The following is a 24,452-nucleotide window of genomic DNA, read 5'->3' as shown; positions in this document are numbered from 1 at the left end:
TTTTATATTTAAGTCTTTTAAATAGGGACCATAAAGCTACACATCTTTGCTCTTCCTAAAAAAGCTTTAAGTACAGGAGAATCGAGGGGAGAGTAAAAATGCTCCCCTTCACAGAACAAGAGAAAAATTTCGACTTCACTCCAGGACACCCACATACTACATACAATACCTCACTAATTAAAAAGGGGGCAACCATATGCAAGACTTATATAACGTGTATCAAAACAGCTACTTGTTTGTATTCGTTTTCTTGTTACTAGGTATTTTGCTTCCAATCGTTGCTTTAACAGCAGGCAAACTTCTTCGTCCCAACAAACCGACTCCTGCAAAACAAACCACCTACGAAAGCGGCATTGAGCCGTTCCACCAGAGCTGGGTCCAATTTAACGTCAGATACTATATGTTTGGTCTTCTATTCGTCATTTTCGATGTTGAAACCGTTTTCCTATATCCCTGGGCTGTCGCATACGATAAGTTAGGGATTTTTGCCTTGATAGAAATGCTGATCTTCATGATCATGCTTGTCATCGGATTAATCTATGCCTGGAAAAAGAAGGTGCTTACATGGATTTAAGACTGGAAGATATTACCCCTGAAGAACAAGAAGAACTGAACCGCAATGTATTTGTGACAACACTTGAACAGGTAAAAGCATGGGCAAGGAGCAATTCACTCTGGCCGCTTACATTTGGTCTTGCTTGCTGTGCGATCGAAATGATGGGGAGCGGTGCATCGCACTACGATTTGGACCGCTTTGGGACTATTTTTAGGACTTCCCCCCGCCAGTCCGATGTCATGATCGTCTCAGGAACTGTAACGAAAAAAATGGCTCCAGTTTTAAAGCGGCTTTACGATCAGATGCCTGAACCAAAATGGGTGATCGCCATGGGTTCCTGCGCAACAGCGGGAGGGCCATATGTAAAATCTTACGCTGTTGTAAAAGGTGTGGATCAAATCGTTCCTGTAGATGTTTACATACCAGGCTGTCCGCCGAATCCTGCTGCGCTTATTTACGGGATAAACAAGCTGCAAGAAAAGATTCGTTATGAAGCGAAGACCGGGAAGAAGGTGACTGGCTGATGAGCGATGAAAAGGACAAAGACCTCAACGGAACCGAACATGGAGAGGAAAACGAGTCGAACGATGCTGAAACGCTTGCTGAGAAAAAGACCCGTGCTGTAGCGGAAGCAAAAGCGAAAGCCGCAGAACTTAAGAAAAAGCGTGAAGAGGAGAAGGTGGTAAAAGCAGGGCAAGCAGAAGAAGAAACTCAAGAAGATGCAAAGGCCCGTGCAGCTGCCGAGGCAAAAGCAAGAGCAGCGGAACTCAGAAAGAAACGTGAAGAGGAAAAACTGGCAGAAGCTGATGAGCAAATAGAAAGTAAAGAAGACGCCAAGGCGAGAGCAGCAGCTGAAGCAAAAGCGAGGGCGGCTGAACTAAGGAAAAAACGGGAAGCAGAAAAGTCAGTTGGATCAGATACAGTAGATGATACGGCTACTGCAAAGGCAAAAGCAGCTGCGGCCGCAAAAGCAAAGGCAGAAGCGTTAAAAAAGAAAAAGGAAAGAGAGCAAGCAGTAGAGTCAGTTGTTGGAGACGATAAAGCGAGCGCCAAGGCGAAAGCTGCAGCCGCTGCCAAAGCGAAAGCGGAAGCTCTCCGTAAGAAAAAAGAGAGGGAGCAAGCAGCCGAATCAGAGTCTGGCGATGATGCAGCATCAGCGAAGGCGAAAGCCGCAGCGGCAGCCAAAGCGAAAGCTGAGGCCTTAAGAAAGAAAAAGGAAAAAGCAGCTCAGGCTGGTTCCGATGATGATGCAGATGATGCAAAAGCCAAAGCCGCTGCAGCAGCAAAAGCAAAGGCAGCAGCCCTTGCTAATAAGAGAGCAAAGGAACAAGCGGGTGGCGGAGCGACAGATGATGAAAAGGCAAAAGCGATCGCAGCAGCAAAGGCGAAAGCCAAAGCAGCCGCGGCTGCCAGAGCGAAAGGCAGTAAAACGGAGGAAGCAGAAGAGGAGAAACCTTCACCAAACCAGCCTTTGCTAAATAAATACGTCAAGGTAATCAAAGAACATCTTGGCGAGGAAGTTTTAGAAGACTTTTATATTAACAAACTGGCAAAGCATGTGCCTACATTAGTTGCTAAGCCGGAAACATTCTATAAACTAGCAGAATTTTTAAAGCGAAATGAACAACTCGCGTTTGATTTTTTGTCAGAACTGCATGGTTCAGACTTTGAAACGCATATGGAAGTTTATCTATATCTATATTCCTTCCAGAACCGCCAGCCAGTTTCTCTAAAAGTGAAGATCGACCGTGATGAACCCTCAGTTGATTCGGTCACGCCGTTATGGGAGGGGGCAAACTGGCCAGAGCGGGAAGCATATGATTTACTTGGCATCACATTTAAAGGACATCCAAACTTAACGCGGATCATGATGCCGGACGACTGGGTCGGACATCCGCTTCGCAAAGATTATGAGCAGTATGATGTGGAGGTGTAGCGATGATTCGGACAGAAGAAATGCTATTGAACGTTGGCCCTCAGCATCCGAGTACCCATGGCGTTTTCCGAATCGTGCTTAAAATAGACGGAGAACAAATCGTTGAAGCTACACCGGTGATCGGTTACCTTCACCGCGGTACGGAAAAGCTTGCCGAGGACCTGCAATACACGCAGATTATCCCTTATACAGACCGGATGGATTACCTTGCAGCAATGACAAACAACTATGTGATCTGCCATGCAGTAGAGACGATGATGGACCTTGAAGTTCCGGAGCGGGCAGAATATTTGCGGGTGCTGGTAATGGAACTTGGAAGAATCGCAAGCCATCTCGTCTGGTTTGGTACATATTTATTGGATATCGGTGCGATGAGCCCCTTTTTATATGCTTTCCGGGAAAGGGAAGTCATAATTAATCTTTTAAATGAAATTTCAGGTGGAAGATTAACATTTAACTATATGAGAGTCGGCGGGGTAAAATGGGACGCTCCAGAAGGCTGGATTGATAAAGTAAGAGATTTTGTTCCTTATATGCGGGAACAACTAGCTGGTTACCATGATCTTGTTACTGGAAATGAAATCTTCCTCGCCCGTGTAAAAGGCATCGGTAAGTATACGAAGGAAGAGGCGCTTGCATATTCCCTTAGCGGTGCCAACCTTCGCTGTACCGGTGTGAAGTGGGACCTCCGAAAAGATGAACCTTACTCGATATATGACCGGTTTGATTTTGATATCCCGGCCAGGGAAGAAGGAGATGCATGGTCCCGTTATCAATGCCGCATGGCTGAAATCGAAGAAGCGCTTAAAATCATTGAACAGGCTGTGGAACAGTTTCCTGATGAAGGAAAGATAATGGCGAAAGTGCCCAGGATCATCAAACCTCCGGCTGGTGAAACCTATGTGCGAATCGAGTCACCAAGAGGAGAGATCGGCTGCTATATCGCTTCCAAAGGAAAAAAGGAACCGTATCGTTTAAAATTTCGAAGGCCGTCATTTTATAACCTGCAAATCCTGCCGAAGCTTTTAAAAGGTGAAAATATCTCTAACTTGATCGCCATTCTAGGCGGGGTCGATATTGTCCTTGGGGAGGTGGATGGATAAATGATCGATCAAATGCTTGCAGCTTCGCCGAATTTGATGAATACCTTCCTGTTCTTTACGATCGCTGCGGCTTTCTTGATGGTTATCTTAGGGTTTGTTACGTACGCGATTCTTGCTGAGCGGAAAGTACTCGGCTTCATGCAGATGAGGGTAGGCCCTAACCGTGTCGGAGGACGCTGGGGATTGCTTCAAACCGTAGCGGATGTGTTAAAGCTTCTTATTAAAGAAGATACAATACCGAAGCTCGCCGACCGTCCGTTGTTCATTCTCGCACCTGTCCTTGCGTTCACACCAGCGTTCCTTGTCCTGGTAGTTATCCCGTTTAGTGAAAATCTAAAATTCGCAGACCTTGGAATCGGCCTTTTATATTATATCGCCATATCGGGCATTACGACGATCGGGATATTGACGGCCGGATGGGCTTCCAATAACAAGTATGCGCTGCTCGGCGGAATGCGTTCCGCTGCCCAGATGATTTCCTATGAAATTCCGCTCGTCATGTCGGTCATCGGCGTCGTGCTTTTAACTGGATCATTGAACTTGAACGAAATTGTCGCTGCTCAAGAGAACTGGGCGTTTATCTTTATCCAGCCGGTTGCCTTCATCATCTTCTTGATCGCTTCGATCGCAGAGTTAAACCGAACGCCTTTTGACCTCCCGGAAGCGGAATCTGAACTCGTTGCCGGATACCATGTAGAATTTTCCGGTTTTCGCTGGGCGTTCTTTATGCTCGCTGAATATGTCTATCTTTTTGCGATGGCCAGTTTAACAACGGTCCTCTTTTTGGGCGGCTGGCAGCCGATCCCGTTCCTTGGCTTTATCCCGGGAATCGTCTGGTTCGCATTAAAATTCATTCTGATCGTCTTTATCATGATCTGGATCAGGGGAACTCTCCCACGTCTCCGCGCCGATCAACTCATGTCATTTGGCTGGAAAGTCCTTCTACCTCTTGCCTTAGCTAACATTTTCCTCACAGCCATCATAAAAGAACTGATCAATTCGTTTTAATCATAAAAACTCTGTTTCAGGGAGGGGTACCATGCTTGGCTTTACAAAAGGCTTAAAATACACTCTGAAGAACCTCACCAAAGAAAAAGTCACCTACAATTATCCTGACGTACCGATGGAAATGCCCGACCGGTTTCGGGGAATCCAAAAATTTTATCCGGAGAAATGCATCGTTTGCAACCAGTGTGCCAACATCTGCCCGACAGACTGCATCACATTAACTGGAAAAAAACATCCGGACCCTGATAAAAAAGGAAAAATTATCGATACTTACGATATAAACTTTGAAATTTGCATCCTCTGCGATCTTTGCACGGAGGTTTGCCCGACAGAAGCGATTATTATGACCAATAATTTTGAGCTTGCTGAGTATAGCAGGGATGAACTGTTCAAAGACTTGCAGTGGCTTGATGAAAACGATACGAACAAGAGAAAGGAGAATAAGACATGAGCGGGGAACTGCTTGCCTTCTTTATCCTTTCTCTTATCGCCATCGCAGGCGGCGTAATGATGCTTAACCTGACGAAAGTCGTCCATATGGTTATCGCGTTAGTATTTACGTTTCTTGCGATTGCGGGACTTTATGTCTTGCTTTCCGCAGAATTCGTGGCCGTCGTACAGGTGTTGATTTATTCGGGGGCGATCACGATAATCATGCTATTTGGCATTATGCTAACCCGGCATGACGACAGGACCGAAGCGAAAACCGGTAAAGGAAGACAATGGCTTGTTTTAGCCAGTGTTATTGCTTTTTTTGCAATCATGTTCTATGGCATCCGTAATCTTTCACTTGGAGAGCAGGCGACTACTCTACATGTGAAAAACACAGAACAAATCGGTATGCTTCTTTATTCAAAGTTTGTTATTCCGTTTGAACTGGTGTCGATCGTGCTTCTTGTTGCACTTGTGGGAGCGATTATTCTCGCAAAACGGGACGATAAGGAAAAAGAAGGTGAAAGCCAATGAGCAGCATTCCTTTATCAGCATACCTTGTCCTCGCACTGACGCTGTTTTGTATCGGGTTATACGGAGCGCTCACAAAGCGAAATGCCGTGATCGTTTTGATATCCATCGAACTCATGCTGAATGCGGTGAACATCAACCTTGTCGCGTTTGCGAAATATGGAGTGAATGCAAACATTACCGGCCAGATCTTCTCGCTGTTTACCATAACTGTTGCTGCGGCTGAAGCGGCTGTTGGACTTGCGATTTTAATCTCGCTTTACCAGAACCGAAACACAGTAAATGTTGATGAAATGGACCTGATGAAAAAGTAACAACGCCCGTAAAGGACTGTTAGAAAAAAGGGGGGTAAGGAATGGTATCTTCTGCCTGGCTGATTCCAGTTTTCCCATTGCTTTCATTTGTTCTGTTACTGCTGTTTCGGCCTGTAAAAGAACGGGCAGCAGGGATAGGGATAGTGTTATCAGGACTGTCATTCTTTCTTGCGGCAGGTGTGCTGTTTGCTCAGTTTCAAACCGGAAACACTTTAACGGAGGCAACCTGGCTTACAATCGGCAGCACAGATATTACGATGGGATTAGAGATTAACCCATTGAACGCATTAATGCTCGTTATCGTAACACTCGTAAGCTTTTTAGTACATATTTATTCAAGAGGATATATGGCTGAAGACGACCGGATGACAATGTTCTTTGCTTATCTTGGTTTGTTTACTTTTTCAATGGCAGGGCTGGTGATCTCTCCTAACCTGCTGCAGCTCTATATATTCTGGGAACTGGTCGGGGCATGCTCGTTTTTATTGATCGGTTTCTACTATTATAAAGCAGAAGCAAAAGCTGCTGCTAAAAAAGCGTTCATTGTAACAAGAGTAGGAGATGTAGGTCTTTTTATCGGAATGTTGCTCCTGTTCTGGCAGGTCGGAAGCTTTGAGTTTGACGCGATCTTCTCTGCAGTCGAAGAAGGAGCAGTGGAAGGAACGACCCTTACCCTGATCGCCATTTTAGTTTTTATCGGCGCGATGGGAAAATCTGGCCAGTTTCCGCTTCATACCTGGCTTCCGGACGCAATGGAAGGTCCGACTCCGGTATCGGCATTGATCCATGCAGCCACCATGGTAGCTGCAGGCGTCTATCTTGTAGCGGCAATGTTTCCTTTATTTGAAGCTTCTCCGGCAGCAATGACAACCATCGCTGTAGTTGGAGGAATAACAGCGATTTTCGCAGCAACAATCGGGCTCGTTCAAAACGATATAAAACGGGTTCTCGCTTATTCAACCGTGAGCCAGTTGGGATACATGATGCTTGCACTCGGTTCTGCAGGATATGTTGCCGGGGTTTTTCACCTTATGACACACGCTTTCTTCAAAGCGCTACTGTTCCTTGCAGCGGGCAGTGTCATCCATGCAGTCCATACACAGAACATTAAAGAGATGGGGGGACTGTGGAAACGGCTCAATGTGACAGGCACTCTGTTTTTAATCGGAAGTCTCGCCATTTCTGGAGTGCCTCTATTTTCGGGCTTTTTCAGCAAGGACGAGATTTTACTCGCGGCATACAGTGACGGCAGGTATGTATTGTTTGCACTTGGCATCATCACAGCCTTTTTAACGGCGTTCTATGTGTTCCGGTTATTCTTCCTTGTTTTTATGGGAGACCAGAAGCGCCCTGCTACCGTTACAAAAATTAATGAATCCCCGAAAGTGATGCTTTTTCCAATGGTAGTGTTAGGGGTCTTAGCTGTTGTAAGCGGTTATGTTAACACAACATGGTTCGGGACGTTTCTTGGAGATTGGCTTGCAACTGGGCCTTATGATGTTGTGCACGAACATGGCGAAGGCGCATGGTGGATCCCATGGCTTGCTTCTCTTCTGGCGATAGGGGGGATTGCACTCGCCTGGTTAATGTATGCTGAAAAGAAAATTTCACATGACTGGCTTTCTAAAACAATGCCTGGTGTACATCAGCTTTTATTCAAAAAATATTATATAGATGAAGCTTACGATAACTCGCTTGTTAGAGGAACAACTGTATTCAGCTATTTCTGGCATTATTTCGATAAATTTATTGTTGAAGGAATTGTGGCTTTTGCAGTCGGAGCAGTGAGAAGAGTTGGAAAGGCTGGGGCTAATGTTCAGAGCGGACAGGTGCAGACTTATGGAGCAGTCGCTTTTGCTGGCCTGGTTGCCGTGATGGTTATTCTCGCACTGACAGGGGGGTACTTTGGATGAACGGATCTTTCTTGCTTTCTGCACTCGTCTTTTCCCCGTTGCTCGGTATCCTTGTATTAGCGTTTGTGCCTGGCGATGAGGAGAAAAGCTTGAAAAGAGTCGGCGTGCTTGGAACGACACTTCCACTCGTTCTGTCTTTTATTCTTTTCGCTATGTTCGACACAGATAAGGCTGCAGTCCAATTTTTAGAAAAATATAGCTGGCTCGAATTCAAGTCATCGGCACAAACTGCAATGGATTACGCCATCTCGTATGAACTTGGGGTAACCGGGATATCGGTGATGCTAGTTCTTTTATCAACGATTGTTATCTTCCTCGCATCCATTGCCTCCCTTTCGATTAAGGAGAACTGGAAGAGTTATTTTATGCTGTTTCTCCTGCTGGAAGTTGGGATACTCGGTGTCTTTACAAGCGAGAATTTATTTCTCTTCTTCGTTTTCTTTGAAATAACTCTTATTCCAATGTTTTTCTTGATCGGGAATTGGGGTTATTACCAGAGTGAAAAAGCAGCGTTTCATTTTCTTATTTATAACGGACTCGGCTCTGCAGTATTATTGATTGTCTTTGTCTGGCTGTTTATGACTACAGGGACACTCAACATTAATGAACTGAAAGAAGTCCTTTCCACTGCAGGGTCTTATCAGGTTTTAAGCGAGGGCACGAGGACCGGACTCGTCATTGCGCTTTTGATCGCTTTCGGAGTAAAGCTGCCTATTTTTCCGCTGCATAGCTGGATGCTGAAAGTCCATGTGGAAGCACCGCCGCCAATCGTCATGATTCATTCGGGGATTCTTCTTAAAATCGGGGCTTACGGTTTAATCCGGTTTGGAGTGAATTTGTTTCCTGAAGAGGTTGAAAGCCTGGCCTTTCTAATTGCGGTACTCGGGGTCATCAACCTCCTGTATGGGGCATTTGTTGCATTTGTCCAGACGGATTTTAAGCGGGTCCTTGCATACTCAAGCGTATCGCATATGGGAATCGTACTGATCGGTATTGCTGCACTAAATGCATCAGGAATACAGGGAGCGCTTTTTCAGGTGATTTCTCACGGCTTAATTTCGGCATTATTGTTCTTCCTGATTGGTGTACTATATGAAAGAACTAAAACGACGGATATTTCGACACTTGGAGGATTGGCGAAAACGATGCCGCTCATGGCAGGATTCATGTTAGCGGGTGGCCTTGCCTCGTTAGGATTGCCGGGAATGAGTGGCTTTATTAGCGAGTTTATGGCTTTTCTCGGATTGTTCAAGGTTATGCCGGCAGTAGCAGCGATTGGAGCCCTCGGCATTATTTTCACAGCGGTCTACGTACTGCGTGCCGTTTTAGGCATTACTTTTGGAGAGCTTCACGATCGCTGGGCAAATGTGAAAGATGTAGGGGTCGTTGAAATGGTTCCCGCTACTGTCTTGCTTGGGCTAATCATCCTCGTCGGTGTTTATCCGGCTGTTATTGCACAATCATTGCAGGCCGTACTTACTTCAATGGGAATAGGGGGGTAAGAGAATGGACTTAGATACACTGCTCAGTTACCAGTGGGGAGGTATGTTGCCCGAATTTATTATCATAATAACCGCAACCCTCCTATCCCTTTTGGACCTTTTTCTTCCTAAAGACAAAGACCGAAAGCTTCTGGCCTGGATTGGCCTTGCAGGAATAGTGGCAGCACTTCTTGTTCTTTTCACACAGATGGGCGATCCGATCGTTACAATTTTAAATGACACATATAGGCTAGATTCATTTTCGAAAGCATTCAAATTGATTTTACTGGTAGGCACAGCTTTTGTATTTTTATTGAGTATGGATTATTCGAGGCATGATATAGAGCATCGAGGAGAGTTTTATTATCTTTTCTTAACCGCATTGCTTGGTGCGATGATGATGGCATCGAGTGCCGATATCATCACCCTGTTTGTTGGATTAGAACTGCTCAGTATCTCTTCCTACATACTTGCGGGGCTAAAAAAGAAGAATATGAATTCCAACGAAGCGGCATTTAAATATGTTGTTAATGGAGGAATCTCAACAGCAGTCATACTTTTCGGGATGAGTTATATATACGGATTTACAGGAGAGACAAACCTTTTTAACATCCAGGCTGCACTGCAGGGACCGTTGGTTGCCGAAAACAGTTTTCTCATTATCTTTGCGTTCTTCCTTTTATTCATTGGACTTTCTTTTAAAATCGCTACCGCTCCATTTCATATGTGGGCACCTGACGTTTATCAGGGAGCTCCTACACCAGTTACAGCTTTTCTGAGCATTGTTTCTAAGACAGCAGGGTTTGTCATTATCCTTAGAACAATACTAACGATCTTTATAAGTGCCCCGGGATTAGCTGTGGTTCATGACGCGGGCATCAATACGGAACCGCTGCTCGTCAGTATTCAGCCATATATATCGGTACTCGCTATGCTAACTATGATCATCGGAAACGCGATAGCGATACGCCAGCATAATATAAAAAGAATGCTTGCTTATTCCAGCGTAGCGCATGCAGGATATTTGCTAGTCCCACTCGCGTCCCTATCTGCGCTCGTATTTGAAGCAACATGGTTCTATCTCATTGCATATCTTTTCATGACACTTGGAGCCTTTGCAGTCGTTCAGCATGTAGCGGCTGAGGAAAAAAGTGAAGAGATCCATGCATTTTCCGGGTTGATGAAGCGTTCTCCCTTACTTGCACTCTCCATGAGCGTTTTCTTGCTATCGCTAGCTGGAATTCCACTAACAGCTGGATTTGTTGGAAAATATGAAATCTTTATGAGTGCGCTCGGTACTGCCCAACAGCATTATATATTGGCTGCAGTAATGATCGGAACTACCATCATTTCCTACTTTTACTATTTTAATATAATGGTTCAGATGTTTTTTAGACCAGGTAACCCGGTGCTTCATAAACGAAGAATTCCTGCTGGGGTTTCATTTGTACTCGTGCTTTGTATCATAGGGACGATAGGATTTGGCATTTTGCCGGGAATACCGCTGGATTTTATTCAGCAAAACTTTAACTTTAATGAATTTTTTGCACAACCATAAGCCTTTCGACATAAGTCGCAGAGGCTTTTTTTTGTTTATTTAGTAAAAAATCTTTATTTCCTGGGGAATTTGCTGTTAATGTCTCGATTAAGGTAGCCAACCATGAAGGGATATTGTAAAATTGTTGAAGGAAAATATAAAAGTATGTCGAAGTATGGGAAAGTGTGTAATAAAGTCATGGGGGTTTTTTGAGATGACTGAAGCATTTGGTCAACAGGCGATTGTATCTATTTTAATACATCTTGTGTTTATCTTCATCACCTGGTGGGCGCTGCAAACGGTAAGAATTGATGTTTTTCTTAGAAAGCCGGACAGCCCGCAGGCTAAAGTATTTATGATTTTCATTACAATTGCAATTGGATCACTTGTCGGTAACTTCTTCTTAGACTATTACAACTGGTCACTTCGATTAAAATATTTATTTTAATATAAACAACTCGATTACCTATTCCCCGCTTCCATTTTTCCTAAACAACTTTGTCGGGAATTGACTACAACTTCCATGTATGTCCCTTCTCCCTCTGGTCACACTGTTAAATAAGGAGAATTTATCCGGGGGAGAGGGTCGGAAATGTTATTAAGAATCGGAATTGTGTTTAGTTGTGTACTGATATTATTTGGTTTTTATCCTTCAACAGCCAAAATGGAAGATTATAATGCGAAAGTAAGGGTAGAAGAAACAGTAACCATGATGAAGGCCCAGAAAATTGAAGTGACGGATTGGTCACTTTATGTTCGGGAGGATTTGGGTTTACTGGAAAATAAGAACGGGTACATCAAAAGTACACAAGCGATTCAGGACAAAGCCCGTGGATTCAAATGGGACATGAGTCAAACAAAAGATGGCCATCTGAAAATGAAAGGTACTCGTGAGAACCATAGGCTTAATGTAATCGAAACGATTACATATACAGCATACCCCCACAAAAGTAAGCTCAGTGCGTATTTATTATACCAGGTGAAAGGTGCTGGCTGGAGCAAGGATAAGTGGGAAAAATCCTTTAGCATCTTCCTCAAGCAGAAGTCGAGAATGTTTACTAAAAATACACAAATCTTCTCTTGTATACAGGGTGATGCGGGTGATACAATGGGTATTGTTTTGTATAAAAAGGCGGAAGAGCTTCTTGATGAGTTTTCCGCAGAGAAGGTAGAGGATTTGAAAGAAGAGACGTTTGTATCAGTTTCCGCATACAATGAAGCGTGGAACGATCATATTGTAACCAATGACAAGAAAATGAATTTGCAAATTGCACTCAGACAATCAGGAATGGGCGGTAAAACTACCGTCACAATTGGCACACCGATAATCACGACTGAATATTAATATATAAATTGGACGCGGAGGGGAATACGTTGGAAAAAATCATCGTCCGTGGTGGCAGGAGGCTTAATGGCTCCGTTAGGGTAGAGGGAGCTAAAAATGCAGTCTTACCTGTCATCGCAGCATCCATATTAGCACAAAAAGGCACGAGCATACTTTATGATGTGCCAGCCCTTTCAGATGTATACACAATCTGTGAAGTATTAAAATATTTAAATGTTGATACAAAAATTGAAAATAAAAGCATCAAAGTAGACGCAACAAAAACACTTGAAACAGAAGCACCGTTTGAAGCAGTTCGAAAAATGCGGGCGTCGTTTCTTGTCATGGGACCTCTTTTGGCCCGCGTGGGTCATTCCCGCATAGCACTTCCTGGTGGATGTGCAATCGGATCGCGCCCTATCGATCAGCACCTTAAAGGATTTGAAGCGATGGGAGCAGAGGTAACAATCGGAAACGGTTTTATCGAAGCGAGCGTAAAAGGCCGATTAAAAGGAACGAAAATTTATCTTGATTTCCCAAGTGTTGGTGCAACCGAAAACATTATGATGGCAGCAGTACTTGCTGAAGGTACGACTGTGATGGAGAACGTTGCCCAGGAGCCGGAAATCGTTTGCCTTGCTAATTACTTGAATGCCATGGGAGCAAAAGTAAGAGGAGCAGGAACGGGAACAATCCGCATCGAAGGCGTAAAAGAACTTGCAGGGGCTGAGCATACTGTAATTCCTGATCGCATCGAAGCAGGAACATTTATGGTTGGAGCAGCGATTACCGGAGGAAATGTTCTCGTAGAAGGAGCAGTATCAGAGCATTTACGTCCATTGATTGCCAAGATGGAAGAAATGGGCGTTGAAATCATCGAAGAAGCTAACGGGCTTCGCGTGATTGGCCCAGAAGAGTTGAAGCCAGTCGATCTCAAAACAATGCCTCATCCAGGTTTCCCAACCGATATGCAGTCCCAAATGATGGCACTATTACTTCAAGCGAAAGGCACGAGTGTCATTACAGAGACAGTATTTGAGAACCGTTTCATGCATGTGGAAGAGTTCCGCCGCATGAATGGAAACATCAAGATCGAAGGCAGAGCAGCGATTATCGAAGGTCCTTCAAAGCTCCAGGGAGCAGAAGTTTCAGCAACTGACCTTCGGGCTGGAGCCTCCTTGATCCTTGCCGGTCTTGTAGCAGACGGCTATACTCGCGTAGACGAATTGAAGCATCTGGACCGTGGATATGTTGAATTTGCTGAAAAATTAGCAGCACTTGGCGCTGATGTCGAACGTGTTAAAGTCCAGGAAACAGTTGAAACCGAAGAACAGGCTGAAACTGAGGAAGCTACAGTAGTCAAAATGAAACCAAAATTTGCATAAGCACTTATCTATAAAAGTCGTCCTTTACCGGGCGGCTTTTTTGTTGCGCCAAAAGTTTTCTTAAAAAGAGTTTGTATTCTTAGCTTCGTCAAGCTTGCATGTAAAAGTAAGTGCTTCTGGAAAAGCAATAAAGCAAGGTGAGAACGCCAGTGATTTTTGTTCTAAAAGGTTGTCCGCTCCCATAAATTTATACTGTATCAGGGAACATTCCATAAATGGGGGATTGGACATGAAGCGAATAATCATCGTATTTTCTGTACTAACAGCTGTAATCTTGTTTCTTCCATCTTTGCTTGTTATTCCGTTTGCTGGTAACAAAGGCGGAGAAGAAGTGGTTGTAAAGCAGCAGGAGACTTTAGCGGCAATACCAACGAGTACTAAAAGCACCGACCATAATGTAACAGTACCGGTATATCGATCTTCAATCAAAACAGTAGAAAAAATTCCAATTGAAGAATACGTCAAAGGAGTCGTAGCTTCAGAGATGCCTGCAGAATTTAATATTGAAGCGTTGAAGGCACAGGCATTAAGTGCGAGAACCTATATTGTCCAACAGCTCTTAAATCCCGTTGAACAGGTAGGACTTCCTAACGATGCCATTGTAACAGACACTGTGTTTCATCAGGTATACAAAGATGATAAACAATTAAAGGAAGCGTGGGGCAGTGAGTACGATAAAAAGATGGCAAAGATCGTAAAGGCTGTGGCTGAAACGAAGGGCCAAATTTTGACCTATGAAGGAAAGCCGATTACCGCATCCTTCTTTTCCACTAGCAACGGCTTTACGGAAAATTCCGAGGATTACTGGCAAAATTCGTATCCTTATTTAAGAAGCGTTGAAAGCCCCTGGGATAAAGATTCTCCGAAATTTTTAGACCAGCAGGTGATACCGATCCGCAAGTTTGAAAATACCCTTAACGTGAAGGCCCCGTCTGATGGATCTGTTGGAACAATCATAGGAAAAACAGAAGGACACAGGGTAGCGAAGGTGGATATCAACGGAAAAACATTTTCCGGGAGAGACATTCGAGATAAGCTGGGACTGAAATCCTCAGATTTCACCTGGGAAAGAAGCGGTAATAACATTGTGATAACAACAAGAGGTTACGGCCATGGAGTTGGAATGAGCCAATATGGCGCTAACGGGATGGCGGAGGAAGGGAAAGGATATCAAGAGATCGTGAAGCATTATTACAAGGGCGTTTCCATTGGGGAAATGGGATCGTTTGTTACGAAAATGACAGCTAAAAAGTAAAAGACTGTGAGACTGACTCATAAGTGCCTGGCTCTCTCCGTTTAGCACCATATTAAGATAAACATTGTTACAAGTTTATCTTAATATGATGCTGGAGGTGCCTGGCACTTTGCTATTAAGTCCCATTTCTCATTATATTATAAGTTTAGTTCTTCTATTAGAGTATGGTCTTAAAAATGATATAATTTACTTGTAAGGTTTTTACAGGGAGTGTTCTGTAATGGACAATATTATTTTATTCGACGGAGAATGTAATTTTTGCGATAAAAGTGTTCAATTTATTATTAAGAGAGACAAAAAAGCAATTTATAAGTTTGGATCAATACAAAGTGATGAAGGGCAAGAAATTTTAAAGAAATATCGCGTACCTCAAGGGATAGATAGCCTTATCCTTGTTGAGGGTAACAAATGCTATTTGAAATCCTCTGCAGCTCTTCGGATTTGTAAAAACTTGCAGGGGGCCTGGAAATTGCTATATGGTATTTTAATAATTCCAAAACCAATTCGCGATATAGTCTATAGTTTTGTTGCAAAGAACAGATACAAGTGGTTTGGGAAGAAGGAAAGCTGCATGCTTCCCTCTCCAGAAATTAGAAAACGTTTTTTATAACATAACCGGTCCCCGCTCTTTATGAGGAGGAAGTTATCTTGACCATGCGCAAGGAATAATTTAGTAATTTTAATCTTCATGCATAAAAAAAGCAGGTTTGTCGAAAAATAATCTGATAATTTTTTTAGAAATGTGTATATAAACCCTGCAACCTGACCAAAATGGTTGCTGAGGTGATGAACAAAATGGGAGATGAAAAAAGAACCCCAATCGAAAGAAGCCCATCTAAGTGGCAAAAGTTTGCAAGAAAGCGCTGGGTATTCCCGGCAATGTATCTTGGTTTGGCAGCAATCGTATTGACTACAGTGTTGTGGATGCAAGGCGGCGATGATCAGGCTCAAGACTTAACGGAAATGAATTCTGACAGAAGTGCTTATGACGACAACGAAAAAGCTATTCCGGTATCAAATGCCAATGAAGTGTTCTCGGTTCCTGCAGATGGTGATGTATATGTCACTAAACAATTCTATGACACTGAAGCAAGTGCCGAAGAACAAGAAGCTGCTCTCGTTTTCTATAATAATACTTACTACCAAAACTCCGGACTTGACTATGCGCTGAAAAACGGAGAGAGCTTCGATGTAGTAGCTGCGATGAGTGGTAAAGTAGTAAAAGCAACTGAAGATGCATTACTAGGAAATGTTGTACACATCGAACATGAAGATGGCGTAACAACAGTTTATGAAAGCCTTGGAGAATTAAGCGTTTCTGAAGGAGATGCAGTTAAACAGGGCGAGAAACTGGGAACTGCAGGAGAAAATAAGTTCAATGCAGATGCTGGAACTCACTTGCACTTTGAAGTTCGCAAAGAAGGACAGCCAGTGAATCCGCTTGATGTACTAAATCAGCCATTATCTTCTGTGAAAGCTAAAGAACAGGCTTCTGATGAAGAAGTACAGGCTGAGCAGGATGCTGAGCAAAAAACAAATGTTGACCAGGGAACTGATGGACAAGAAGTTGATCAGGATACAGAAGACCAGGAAACAGTAGATCCTGCTGAAGAATTAGAAACAGTGGACCCTGCTGGTGACCAGGAACCGGTCGACCAACAAGAAACAGAATAAGCAATTTAGAAATAAGTCTGAATCTACAAGAAAAGTCCCGATGTTTGTCGGGGCTTTTTTTCAATTAATAGAGATCATTCTACTAACAAAAGAGGCGCATGCGGAATATCCTCTCATTAAGGACCAATAGGAGAGTGACGACATGCAGCCAGAAATTACAATCATGGGATTCATGGTGGGGATATTAGTCGGCCTCACCGGTGTTGGGGGCGCTGCGCTTCTTACACCGATTTTACTCCTGCTTGGAGTAAACCCATCCGTCGCAGTTGGAACAGATTTAATGTATAACTCCATCACAAAGTTTTTTGGCACCATACAACACTGGCGGCAAAAAACGATTGATAAAACCATTGTACGGTATTTAGCTTACGGAAGTGTTCCCGGTGCAATCGTTTCGGTGGGAATGCTGCATATGTTTGACTTTTTTTATAACAACCAGGAAACGATCATCAAGCATGCCCTCGGGATTATTCTTATTATCGTTTCTATCTTGATTTTAGTGAAAGTGTTGTTTGACGTACATTTTAAGTCAAATCCCTGGCAGTTGAAGAAAACGGAAGAGAAAAAAACGTTAACTATCTTAATAGGCCTTATTCTCGGATTTATTGTTGGCCTAACATCGATCGGATCTGGTTCCTTATTTGCGGTAGCGATCCTTTATTTCTACCGGGTGAAGGCATCACAGCTAGTTGGCACTGACGTAGCCCATGCATTCCTTCTCGTTACAGCAGCAGGCTTAATGCATGCGAGCTTTCAAAATGTTGACTATATGCTTGTACTGAACCTAATAGTCGGTTCCGTACCGGGAGTATTGCTTGGAAGCAGAGCGTCCACAAAAGTCCCTGGCAAACCACTAAGAGCAGCCATCGCGATCTTGATTTTAATCAGTGGAATCAAATTATTGTAGAAAATGGTGCCAGGCACCGCTCGTGGACATTTGTCCATATTCGGTGCCTGGCACCAAAAGAAGGCACAAAAAGAGGACACCGTATAAAATGTCCTCTTTTTACAATCATTTTTAGTCATCGTTTTTAGAGCTTTTTTCTGTTCCTTTATGTTCGTTTGTATTCTTGTTTTCTTTTTTCTCAGGTTTTTGTTCTTCATTAGCATCTTTCTTTATTTCGGGGCTGCGTTTTTCTTTACTCTCGTTTTGTTTTTTATCGGATTCATCTTCCTGTTCATTTTTTTCATTGTTTTTAGGATTTTTATCTTTATCCTCGTTTTTATTTTGTTCTGTTTTCTTGTGTGTATCTTTTTCTTCATTTTTATCTTCTTGTACAGATTTTTCCTCTTTTTTATCGGACTTTTTGTCAATATCATCGTCTAGTTTAGCATTTTTACTATTCCCGTTTCCTTTTTGAGTGTTGATAGTTTCTTGATTTTTCTTCCCATTCTGGTTTACAGAAATCGTTTCGTTGTTGGCTTTCCTGTTGGTTACTGCTTGCTGGGTTTTCTTTTCTTTAGCTTTAGCATTGTTACTGGTTAAAGGTATTATACTGGCTGTCATTGTTTCTGTTGAATCTTCTTGTAATTCTTCTTCATTAAGTTCTTCATTAAGCTCTTCACCGGTCTCTTCACCGATTTCTTCACCATCACTGGCCGGTTCCTGAGTTTCATCGTCAACAGTATCTTCAGCTGTTTCTTCTACTGCCTCATCGGCTTCTTCAGTTTCCTGCTCGTCTGAAACCAGATTTCTTTTCTTTTTATTCAGGTTTTTAGCAATCTCAGAAGGATGGATTCCTAATGCCTTTGCAACACTGCCAAGGCCGGCTTCTTCCCCGGAGTATAGTTCGGCTAATTCATCAACCGTTTTTCCAGTCATTTCGGCAAAAAGAACAATTTGTGCAATTTGTCCGAATCCTAACTCTTTATCACGGAGGCTCTGAACTGTTTCTTTATCAATTCCCTCGACTACTTTTGCAACAATTTTGCTTTCTGTTGTTTTTTCCTCTAGTTCCTCTTTCTGATCCTCTTCTAAATTTTCTTCCAGTTCTTCATCAATTTCTGTTGTGTCTTCTAATTCTTCCGCAAGCTCTTCTTTTGTTGTTTCGTCTGTAGTTTCATCCACAATTATTTCTGAAACTTTTTCATTCGTTTCCTCGAGCAAGTTCATATAATCCTCAACTGCTTCTTTGACAAATTCCTCTTTTTCAGCTTCCGTCATTTCGACCGCTTCATCCAATCTTTCTTGAGCAAACTCTAGCAATAACTGCGCCTCTTTTTCGGTATCGAAAGTAAACAATAGCTTCAAATCTTCAAAAAATAGATCGGCACTGTATAGGAATTCATCCGGAGTAATTCCTGGATCGGTCTGCGTGTCTTCACCAGATGCGTAAGCCGTGGTCCCAAACAATAACGAACCTGTAACCAATGTTGATAATAAGATTTTTTTCACTTTTCAATTCGCCCCTTTTCGTTTTTAAAACTCGAAGGTGGTATCCAGGAGTACAAATAAAATGCTGTCCCGAAGTGCAGCATAAACTGGATGCATATAATCTTCGGTAGCTGGCTGGCGTAATACAAATGCAATTTTAGCCCCTATAGCTTTGCGTCCCTTTGTTTCCAGAGGTTTGCCTTTATCGAGTTTTATTTTAGAATAAAAGTAATTCCTATCTTTTATATCGGCATAGGAAGAGATACTTTCAATCTTTTTGAGAAAAATCTCTTAGATAGGGAAAAGGACCATTAGGGATGTGGAAGGAATTTTATTACGAATATCGAAACAGTTAAGTGACATACTTTAATGAAATAAAGGAGCGAGTGACATGACGAAGAGAAAAATTCCAAATGACTTGATCGCAACATTTTCAATAGTAGGTTATGACCCGGAGACTAAAGAGCTGGGTATTGCCGTTCAATCAAAATTTCTGGGTGTTGGAGCGGTTGTTCCGTGGGCAAAAGCAGGAGTTGGAGCGGTTGCTACCCAATCTTACGCCAACATTTCCTATGGGGAAAATGGCTTAAAGCTGATGGCGGAAGGAAAATCCGCTGAAGAAACGATTAAGATTTTAACCGAAGACGATGAGGAAAGAGAGCTAAGACAGGTTGGAATCGTAGATGGAAACGGAAATCCTGCTACTTTCACAGGAAAGGATTGCTATGATTGGGCAGGTGGTGTTACTGGAAAACACTATGCAGCACAGGGGAATATCCTTGTTGGAAAAGAGACTGTTGAAAATATGGGAAAAACGTTTGAAGAGACGGAAGGCCCGTTGTCTGAACGCTTGTTAAAAGCACTGGACGCTGGCCAGGAAGCAGGCGGTGACAGCCGTGGTAAGCAATCAGCAGCGCTTCTTATCGTAAAAGAAAAAGGCGGATACGGAGGATATAACGACAGAGCGGTTGACCTGCGCGTCGATGATCACCCAGAACCTATTAAAGAATTGATTCGTATCTATCATCTTCACCAGCTTTACTTTTCAGAGACGAAAGAAGAAAACGTAGTCAAAATCGAGGGGGATATAAAGGCAGAACTGATTCAACAGCTGGAACGGCTTGAGTATCTTGAGCATAAAGAAAGCCATACGGATGATGCTGTATTCGATGCATTCCGTTCTTTCCTTCACACAGAAAACTTTGAAGAACGCGAACAGGAAAGAGGTAAACTGGACCTGGCAGTACTTGAATATATGAAACAAAAATAGTAAACACAAAGATGGAGGGACGATCCCCTCCATCTTTGTTTATAACAAACTATTTTCCTATACTCACTTCCATTTTTATGCCAAAAAAACTATTGACAAGTACAATAAACCCTTACATAATAAAGTATAAAATTAAATTGATAGAAAATTATTAATTTTATAAAAAGTCATGTTTGATTCATCTCAGAGGGGGATTGTGCTGTGATTTGGGCTATTATTTTATTGACTATTTTTTGTGTTGTGGCTGGACTTAGGAAGAACAAGCCTGTTTTCTTTTTAGGGCCATTTTTGGTTTTATTCCTTTATATTGTGGTGGAAATTGCAAGGGTTCCACTCGGTTTTATAGACACTGTCAAACTGATCTTTAGTTTGAAATAAGGAGGTGGCAGGACAACATTTAAGTTTTATTTTGCAAGTAAACCGATATTCCAGTCAATGGTTCTTTTAAAGGAGGGTAAAGATGAAAAAGATCGATAAAGCAGTGGCGGATGCTTACTTTAAGGAAAGGATTCGATTAATTGGAATCTTACTTGTTATTTGGTTCATTGTTTCATATGTAATGGTGTTCTTTGCTGAATCACTAGCCCAGTATTCATTCAATGGCTTCCCGCTTCATTATTTTATGGGAGCCCAGGGATCTGTAGCCACATTTATTGTTTTATTGTTTGTAAACGCTGCCATAAGTGACAGGATTGATGAAAAATATGGCCTATCACCGAAGAAAAAAATAGAGCAGACATTAGATCGTTCAGTTAATCAATAAATTATAAGGGGGATTCATCGGGGATGGGTACACAGTTTATCGTGTCTTTATCTTTAATTATTTTAACCTTTGCGCTTTATATCGGGATTGCGATCTATAACCGTTCGAAAGAAACATCTGAGTTCTATGTTGCAGGTCGCGGGGTTCCGCCTATTTACAATGGAATGGCGATCGGCGCTGACTGGATGAGTGCAGCTTCCTTCATTGGGATGGCTGGAACCGTCATGGTCCTGGGATACGACGGACTTGCCTATATCATGGGTTGGACAGGCGGGTACTTGTTATTGACCTTCCTGTTGGCACCACAGCTCCGAAAGTACGGCCGCTACACCGTGCCGGAGTTTATCGGGGACAGGTTTAACAGTAAAACAGCGCTTGTTATCGCAGCGATTTGTACGATTATTATCAGCTTTACATACTCGATTGGACAACTTGCCGGATCCGGAGTGGTAATCGGGCGCTTGTTCGAAGTGGATGCTCGTGTTGGTACGATGATCGGGGTTGCGATTATCGCAGTATACGCGACTTTTGGAGGTATGAAGGGGATCACCTGGACACAGGTTGCCCAGTACGTGATTCTCATTATTGCTTATTTAATACCTGTTATTTTTATGTCACTTCAAATTACCGGCAATCCTATGCCGTGGCTTAGCTACGGAAACGTTGTTGCTGAGCTTGGTGAGTTAGACAGGGAGCTCGGAGTATCGCAATACTTTGCTCCGTTCGATGATGCAACAAAATGGCAGTTCCTTGCGTTGATGTTTAGCTTGATGGCTGGTACTGCGGGATTGCCGCACGTAATCGTCCGCTTTTATACGGTAGCAACGATGAAAGCGGCACGGTGGAGCGGTGCGTGGGCACTTTTGTTCATCGGTTTGCTTTATCTGTCTGCACCTGCTTATGCGGCGTTCTCCCGTTTTATTCTGATGACACAGATTGCCGGAAGCGAGATTGCCAACCTTCCAGCATGGACTGAAAAGTGGATTAATACCGGTTTACTGCAAATGGCGGACACGAATGGAGACGGAATTTTGCAATGGGCTGAAATTGCGATAAGTAACGATATTGTCGTAATGGCGACACCGGAAATCGCCAACCTTGGCGTGTTTGTTATCGGCCTTGTTGCTGCAGGAGCGATGGCTGCGGCTTTATCCACAGCAGGCGGGCTGTTGATCGCTATTTCATCTTCCTTTTCGCATGATATTTATTACCGGATCATCAACCCTCAGGCAACTGAGAAAAAGCGTATGTTTGTTGCCAGATTATCCATTTTAATCGCAACGGTTGTCGCCGGTCTTGTAGCGCTTGATCCTCCAGGTGTAATCACACAAATCGTCGCCTGGGCCTTTGCGATAGCCTCCGGAACTTTCTTCCCGGCACTTCTACTGGGAGTCTGGTGGAAGCGGGCGAACGCACAGGGCGTTATCGCGGGAATGGTCGTCGGTTTAGTCGTCACGTTAAGCTACATTTTCCTTGCTAAATACGGCGGCTTCTCGATAGCGGGAATTATCGATACAGGAGCGGGAGTATTCGGTGCAACAGCTGCGATCCTCACAAACGTGATTGTATCTTTATCGACACCTGCACCAACGCAAAAAATACAGGATGAAGTGATGGACCTTCGTTACCCTGAACAGATGACATACAAAGATGGAGAGGTATGGAAGGATGAAACTGCGGGATAAGAAGGACTATGAAGAAGTCGTGCGAAGACACCCTCTTTTTCAAAAAAGCAGTCTCATAGAATTTGATTACCGTTATTCCCAATGTTCGATGAAAACGATTGAAAAAGGACAGATCCTCTTACCGGCCGGTCAAAAGCGTGCCGGCCTTTTTCTTGTTCTAGAAGGTGCAGCTGAAATTGTCCTGCATGGCCATAAAGGACAGGAGGAAGAAGTGCTTGAAATAATAGAGGAGGGCGAACTAATAGGGTTTTCAAGCCTTGCTGATTTCCTTGAAAAAGACACTGATTCTAACTTTGAAAGCCTGCTTGAGGTAAAAGCGACACAGCTTGCACAGTTTCTTTTTATCCCGTATCAAATTTTACGGGAGCTCCTTCAAACAAGGGAGGTGAAAGACTACCTTTTCCATGAGGTAGCAGTCCGGCTTAAAGAAATTTATCATTCACTTGCTGAACAGCTTTTACACGCTGAAAAATGGGAGGATACTTCCCCTTATATTCGCAGAGTTGAGGATATCATGACAGCAGAGGTGATCACAGTATCCCATTCTGATTCGGTTCGCTCTGTGGCTAACAAAATGGCCGATCATAACATTAGCTCTGTGCCGGTTTTAAACCAGGGGAAACTGGCAGGGATCGTCACTGAAAAAGACATGGTCCACAGGGTGATCGCTAGGGAGCAATCCTATGAAGTTCCTATCTCATCTATCATGACCTTAAATCCAGTTACCATTCATCATAGTGACTACTATTACCAGGCGCTCGCAGCCTGCCTGACAAAGAAAATAAAGCATCTCCCGGTACTTCAAGGCGATCAGCTTGTAGGAATCATCACCTTATCAGACTTATTTCGAAGGCGGAATTTGCAGGCATTCAATATGATTAATAATATTGAAACGCTCGATAGGGCAGAAATCCAAAGCATGAAGGAAGCCATTTACCAAATGATAGGAAGCTTGTTGCAAGAGCAAATCCCAATTCACCATATCCTCCAAATGGTGACAGAAACCTATGACCGGCTTGCACGAAGATGTGTCCAGCTTGCAGTTGAAGCAGTAGTGGCCCAAACGGAAACTTCACCACCGGTAGCTTTTTGCTGGTTTCAGATGGGAAGCGGTGCAAGAGGAGAACAGCTTTTATTAACAGACCAGGACCACTTTCTTGTTTATGAGGATTCAGAGCCAGAGAAAGAAACCGAGACCAATGAATATTTTTCGCTACTTGGCCAAGAGATAACTGCTGTTCTGGAAGAAGCAGGCTATGCTCGCTGTACAGGAAACATGATGGCATCAAATCCAGATTGGCGTGGCAGTCTCTCAGCCTGGGAAACACGTATTCGCCAGTGGGAGCGAATATCAGATAACGATCGAATTCTCCAGGCACAAAATTTCTTTTCTTTCCGCCTGTTGCTTGGCGACGATTCATTGTATCAGCAATTCCTAAGTTTGCTAAAAAACCAGATGCCGTCGATGAAGATTATGCTCTATCGAATGGCACAAATAGAAAGTGAACTGCAGGTTCCCAACCTGGAAAGCCCGATCCGGTCATTGCTTGGAAGGGCGGTAAAAGAAATCGATATGAAGAAACAGGTTCTATTTCCTTTTCATCATGCGATACAAATTCTGGCCTTATCCCATGGAATCGTTGAAGGGAAGCCATTAGAAAAACTAAAACGTTTGGCTCAACAGCACGTGTTGTCTGAAGGACTGGTAGAAGATGTCCAGTACGCTTTTAACGATGTGATGGATCTCTATTTACACAAAAAATGGCAGGCAACTCAACACAAGCAACAGTCTTCCTCAGTCTTATCCCTTGCACAGCTCAAAACAAGGGAAAAAGATGACCTGGTTATTTCATTAAAAGCGATCCGACTGTTAAAACAGCACATGCAGGCTGAATACATTCGTTAGAAAGG

23 protein-coding genes and 1 riboswitch are annotated in these 24,452 nt (G+C 43.2%); of the genes, 22 read left to right on the top strand and 1 reads right to left on the bottom strand.

Annotated features, from left to right (window positions below; translation table 11 throughout):
• Nucleotides 1–196: 196 nt before the first annotated feature.
• The 18 genes from FCL54_RS18645 to FCL54_RS18560 all read left to right on the top strand — a co-directional run bounded on the left by FCL54_RS18645 (nt 197) and on the right by FCL54_RS18560 (nt 17,356).
• Nucleotides 197–574 (top strand): NADH-quinone oxidoreductase subunit A, encoded by a 378-nt coding sequence (locus tag FCL54_RS18645; RefSeq protein ID WP_138128448.1) that lies wholly within the window; start codon nt 197–199, stop codon nt 572–574.
• The gene (locus FCL54_RS18640; protein ID WP_138128447.1) at nt 565–1,080 is read left to right on the top strand and encodes a NuoB/complex I 20 kDa subunit family protein; all 516 of its coding nucleotides are present in this window, start codon (nt 565–567) and stop codon (nt 1,078–1,080) included. Before FCL54_RS18645 ends, FCL54_RS18640 begins: the two co-directional genes overlap by 10 nt.
• Entirely contained in the window at nt 1,080–2,492 is a 1,413-nt protein-coding gene (locus tag FCL54_RS18635) for an NADH-quinone oxidoreductase subunit C (protein WP_138128446.1), read from the top strand. Before FCL54_RS18640 ends, FCL54_RS18635 begins: the two co-directional genes overlap by 1 nt.
• A gap of 2 nt (nt 2,493–2,494) precedes the next feature.
• Nucleotides 2,495–3,595, top strand: coding sequence for an NADH-quinone oxidoreductase subunit D (locus FCL54_RS18630; RefSeq protein WP_138128445.1), 1,101 nt, complete (start codon nt 2,495–2,497; stop codon nt 3,593–3,595).
• Nucleotides 3,596–4,603 (top strand): NADH-quinone oxidoreductase subunit NuoH, encoded by a 1,008-nt coding sequence (nuoH, locus tag FCL54_RS18625; protein WP_138128444.1) that lies wholly within the window; start codon nt 3,596–3,598, stop codon nt 4,601–4,603.
• A 31-nt stretch (nt 4,604–4,634) separates the two neighbouring features.
• Complete coding sequence (nuoI, locus tag FCL54_RS18620) at nt 4,635–5,054, top strand: NADH-quinone oxidoreductase subunit NuoI (protein ID WP_138128443.1); 420 nt, start codon at nt 4,635–4,637, stop codon at nt 5,052–5,054.
• Nucleotides 5,051–5,569: an NADH-quinone oxidoreductase subunit J gene (locus FCL54_RS18615; protein WP_138128442.1), complete on the top strand. Its 519-nt coding sequence runs from the start codon at nt 5,051–5,053 to the stop codon at nt 5,567–5,569. Before nuoI ends, FCL54_RS18615 begins: the two co-directional genes overlap by 4 nt.
• Nucleotides 5,566–5,880 (top strand): NADH-quinone oxidoreductase subunit NuoK, encoded by a 315-nt coding sequence (gene nuoK, locus FCL54_RS18610; protein WP_138128441.1) that lies wholly within the window; start codon nt 5,566–5,568, stop codon nt 5,878–5,880. Before FCL54_RS18615 ends, nuoK begins: the two co-directional genes overlap by 4 nt.
• A 41-nt stretch (nt 5,881–5,921) precedes the next feature.
• Complete coding sequence (gene nuoL, locus FCL54_RS18605) at nt 5,922–7,793, top strand: NADH-quinone oxidoreductase subunit L (RefSeq protein ID WP_138128440.1); 1,872 nt, start codon at nt 5,922–5,924, stop codon at nt 7,791–7,793.
• Complete coding sequence (locus FCL54_RS18600; RefSeq protein ID WP_138128439.1) at nt 7,790–9,295, top strand: complex I subunit 4 family protein; 1,506 nt, start codon at nt 7,790–7,792, stop codon at nt 9,293–9,295. The genes nuoL and FCL54_RS18600 overlap by 4 nt, the downstream gene beginning before the upstream one ends.
• Before the next feature lie 4 nt (nt 9,296–9,299).
• Nucleotides 9,300–10,832 (top strand): NADH-quinone oxidoreductase subunit NuoN, encoded by a 1,533-nt coding sequence (gene nuoN / locus FCL54_RS18595; protein ID WP_138128438.1) that lies wholly within the window; start codon nt 9,300–9,302, stop codon nt 10,830–10,832.
• A 193-nt stretch (nt 10,833–11,025) separates the two neighbouring features.
• Nucleotides 11,026–11,259: a DUF1146 family protein gene (locus tag FCL54_RS18590; RefSeq protein WP_138128437.1), complete on the top strand. Its 234-nt coding sequence runs from the start codon at nt 11,026–11,028 to the stop codon at nt 11,257–11,259.
• A gap of 144 nt (nt 11,260–11,403) precedes the next feature.
• Nucleotides 11,404–12,156, top strand: coding sequence for a YwmB family TATA-box binding protein (locus FCL54_RS18585; RefSeq protein ID WP_138128436.1), 753 nt, complete (start codon nt 11,404–11,406; stop codon nt 12,154–12,156).
• A 29-nt stretch (nt 12,157–12,185) separates the two neighbouring features.
• Complete coding sequence (gene murA, locus FCL54_RS18580) at nt 12,186–13,520, top strand: UDP-N-acetylglucosamine 1-carboxyvinyltransferase (protein ID WP_138128435.1); 1,335 nt, start codon at nt 12,186–12,188, stop codon at nt 13,518–13,520.
• Nucleotides 13,521–13,749: 229 nt separating this feature from the next.
• Nucleotides 13,750–14,775: a stage II sporulation protein D gene (spoIID, locus tag FCL54_RS18575; protein ID WP_138128434.1), complete on the top strand. Its 1,026-nt coding sequence runs from the start codon at nt 13,750–13,752 to the stop codon at nt 14,773–14,775.
• Nucleotides 14,776–14,995: 220 nt separating this feature from the next.
• A complete protein-coding gene (locus tag FCL54_RS18570) occupies nt 14,996–15,385 on the top strand; it encodes a thiol-disulfide oxidoreductase DCC family protein (RefSeq protein WP_138128433.1) in 390 nt (129 codons plus the stop codon).
• Nucleotides 15,386–15,570: 185 nt separating this feature from the next.
• On the top strand, nt 15,571–16,449 hold the full coding sequence (gene spoIIQ, locus FCL54_RS18565; protein ID WP_171016924.1) for a stage II sporulation protein SpoIIQ: 879 nt from the start codon (nt 15,571–15,573) through the stop codon (nt 16,447–16,449).
• A 142-nt stretch (nt 16,450–16,591) separates the two neighbouring features.
• Complete coding sequence (locus tag FCL54_RS18560; RefSeq protein WP_138128431.1) at nt 16,592–17,356, top strand: sulfite exporter TauE/SafE family protein; 765 nt, start codon at nt 16,592–16,594, stop codon at nt 17,354–17,356.
• A gap of 111 nt (nt 17,357–17,467) precedes the next feature.
• Here the strand turns inward: FCL54_RS18560 and FCL54_RS18555 are convergent, their stop codons facing one another.
• Nucleotides 17,468–18,844 (bottom strand): DUF5667 domain-containing protein, encoded by a 1,377-nt coding sequence (locus FCL54_RS18555; RefSeq protein WP_138128430.1) that lies wholly within the window; start codon nt 18,842–18,844, stop codon nt 17,468–17,470.
• A 102-nt stretch (nt 18,845–18,946) separates the two neighbouring features.
• Nucleotides 18,947–19,034, bottom strand: a riboswitch (cyclic di-GMP riboswitch).
• A 180-nt stretch (nt 19,035–19,214) separates the two neighbouring features.
• Here FCL54_RS18555 and FCL54_RS18550 point away from each other — a divergent pair.
• The 4 genes from FCL54_RS18550 to FCL54_RS18535 all read left to right on the top strand — a co-directional run bounded on the left by FCL54_RS18550 (nt 19,215) and on the right by FCL54_RS18535 (nt 24,447).
• A complete protein-coding gene (locus FCL54_RS18550) occupies nt 19,215–20,093 on the top strand; it encodes a DUF1028 domain-containing protein (protein WP_138128429.1) in 879 nt (292 codons plus the stop codon).
• Nucleotides 20,094–20,553: 460 nt separating this feature from the next.
• Nucleotides 20,554–20,856, top strand: a complete 303-nt coding sequence (locus FCL54_RS18545; protein WP_138128428.1) for a DUF4212 domain-containing protein — start codon at nt 20,554–20,556, stop codon at nt 20,854–20,856.
• 23 nt (nt 20,857–20,879) lie between these two features.
• Entirely contained in the window at nt 20,880–22,541 is a 1,662-nt protein-coding gene (locus FCL54_RS18540; protein WP_138128427.1) for a sodium:solute symporter family protein, read from the top strand.
• Nucleotides 22,525–24,447 (top strand): DUF294 nucleotidyltransferase-like domain-containing protein, encoded by a 1,923-nt coding sequence (locus tag FCL54_RS18535; protein WP_171016923.1) that lies wholly within the window; start codon nt 22,525–22,527, stop codon nt 24,445–24,447. The genes FCL54_RS18540 and FCL54_RS18535 overlap by 17 nt, the downstream gene beginning before the upstream one ends.
• Nucleotides 24,448–24,452: the final 5 nt, after the last annotated feature.

This window comes from Exobacillus caeni, assembly GCF_005747095.1.
Classification (GTDB): Bacteria; Bacillota; Bacilli; order Bacillales; family Guptibacillaceae; genus Exobacillus; species Exobacillus caeni.
This window is presented reverse-complemented; position numbering and strand designations above follow the sequence as displayed.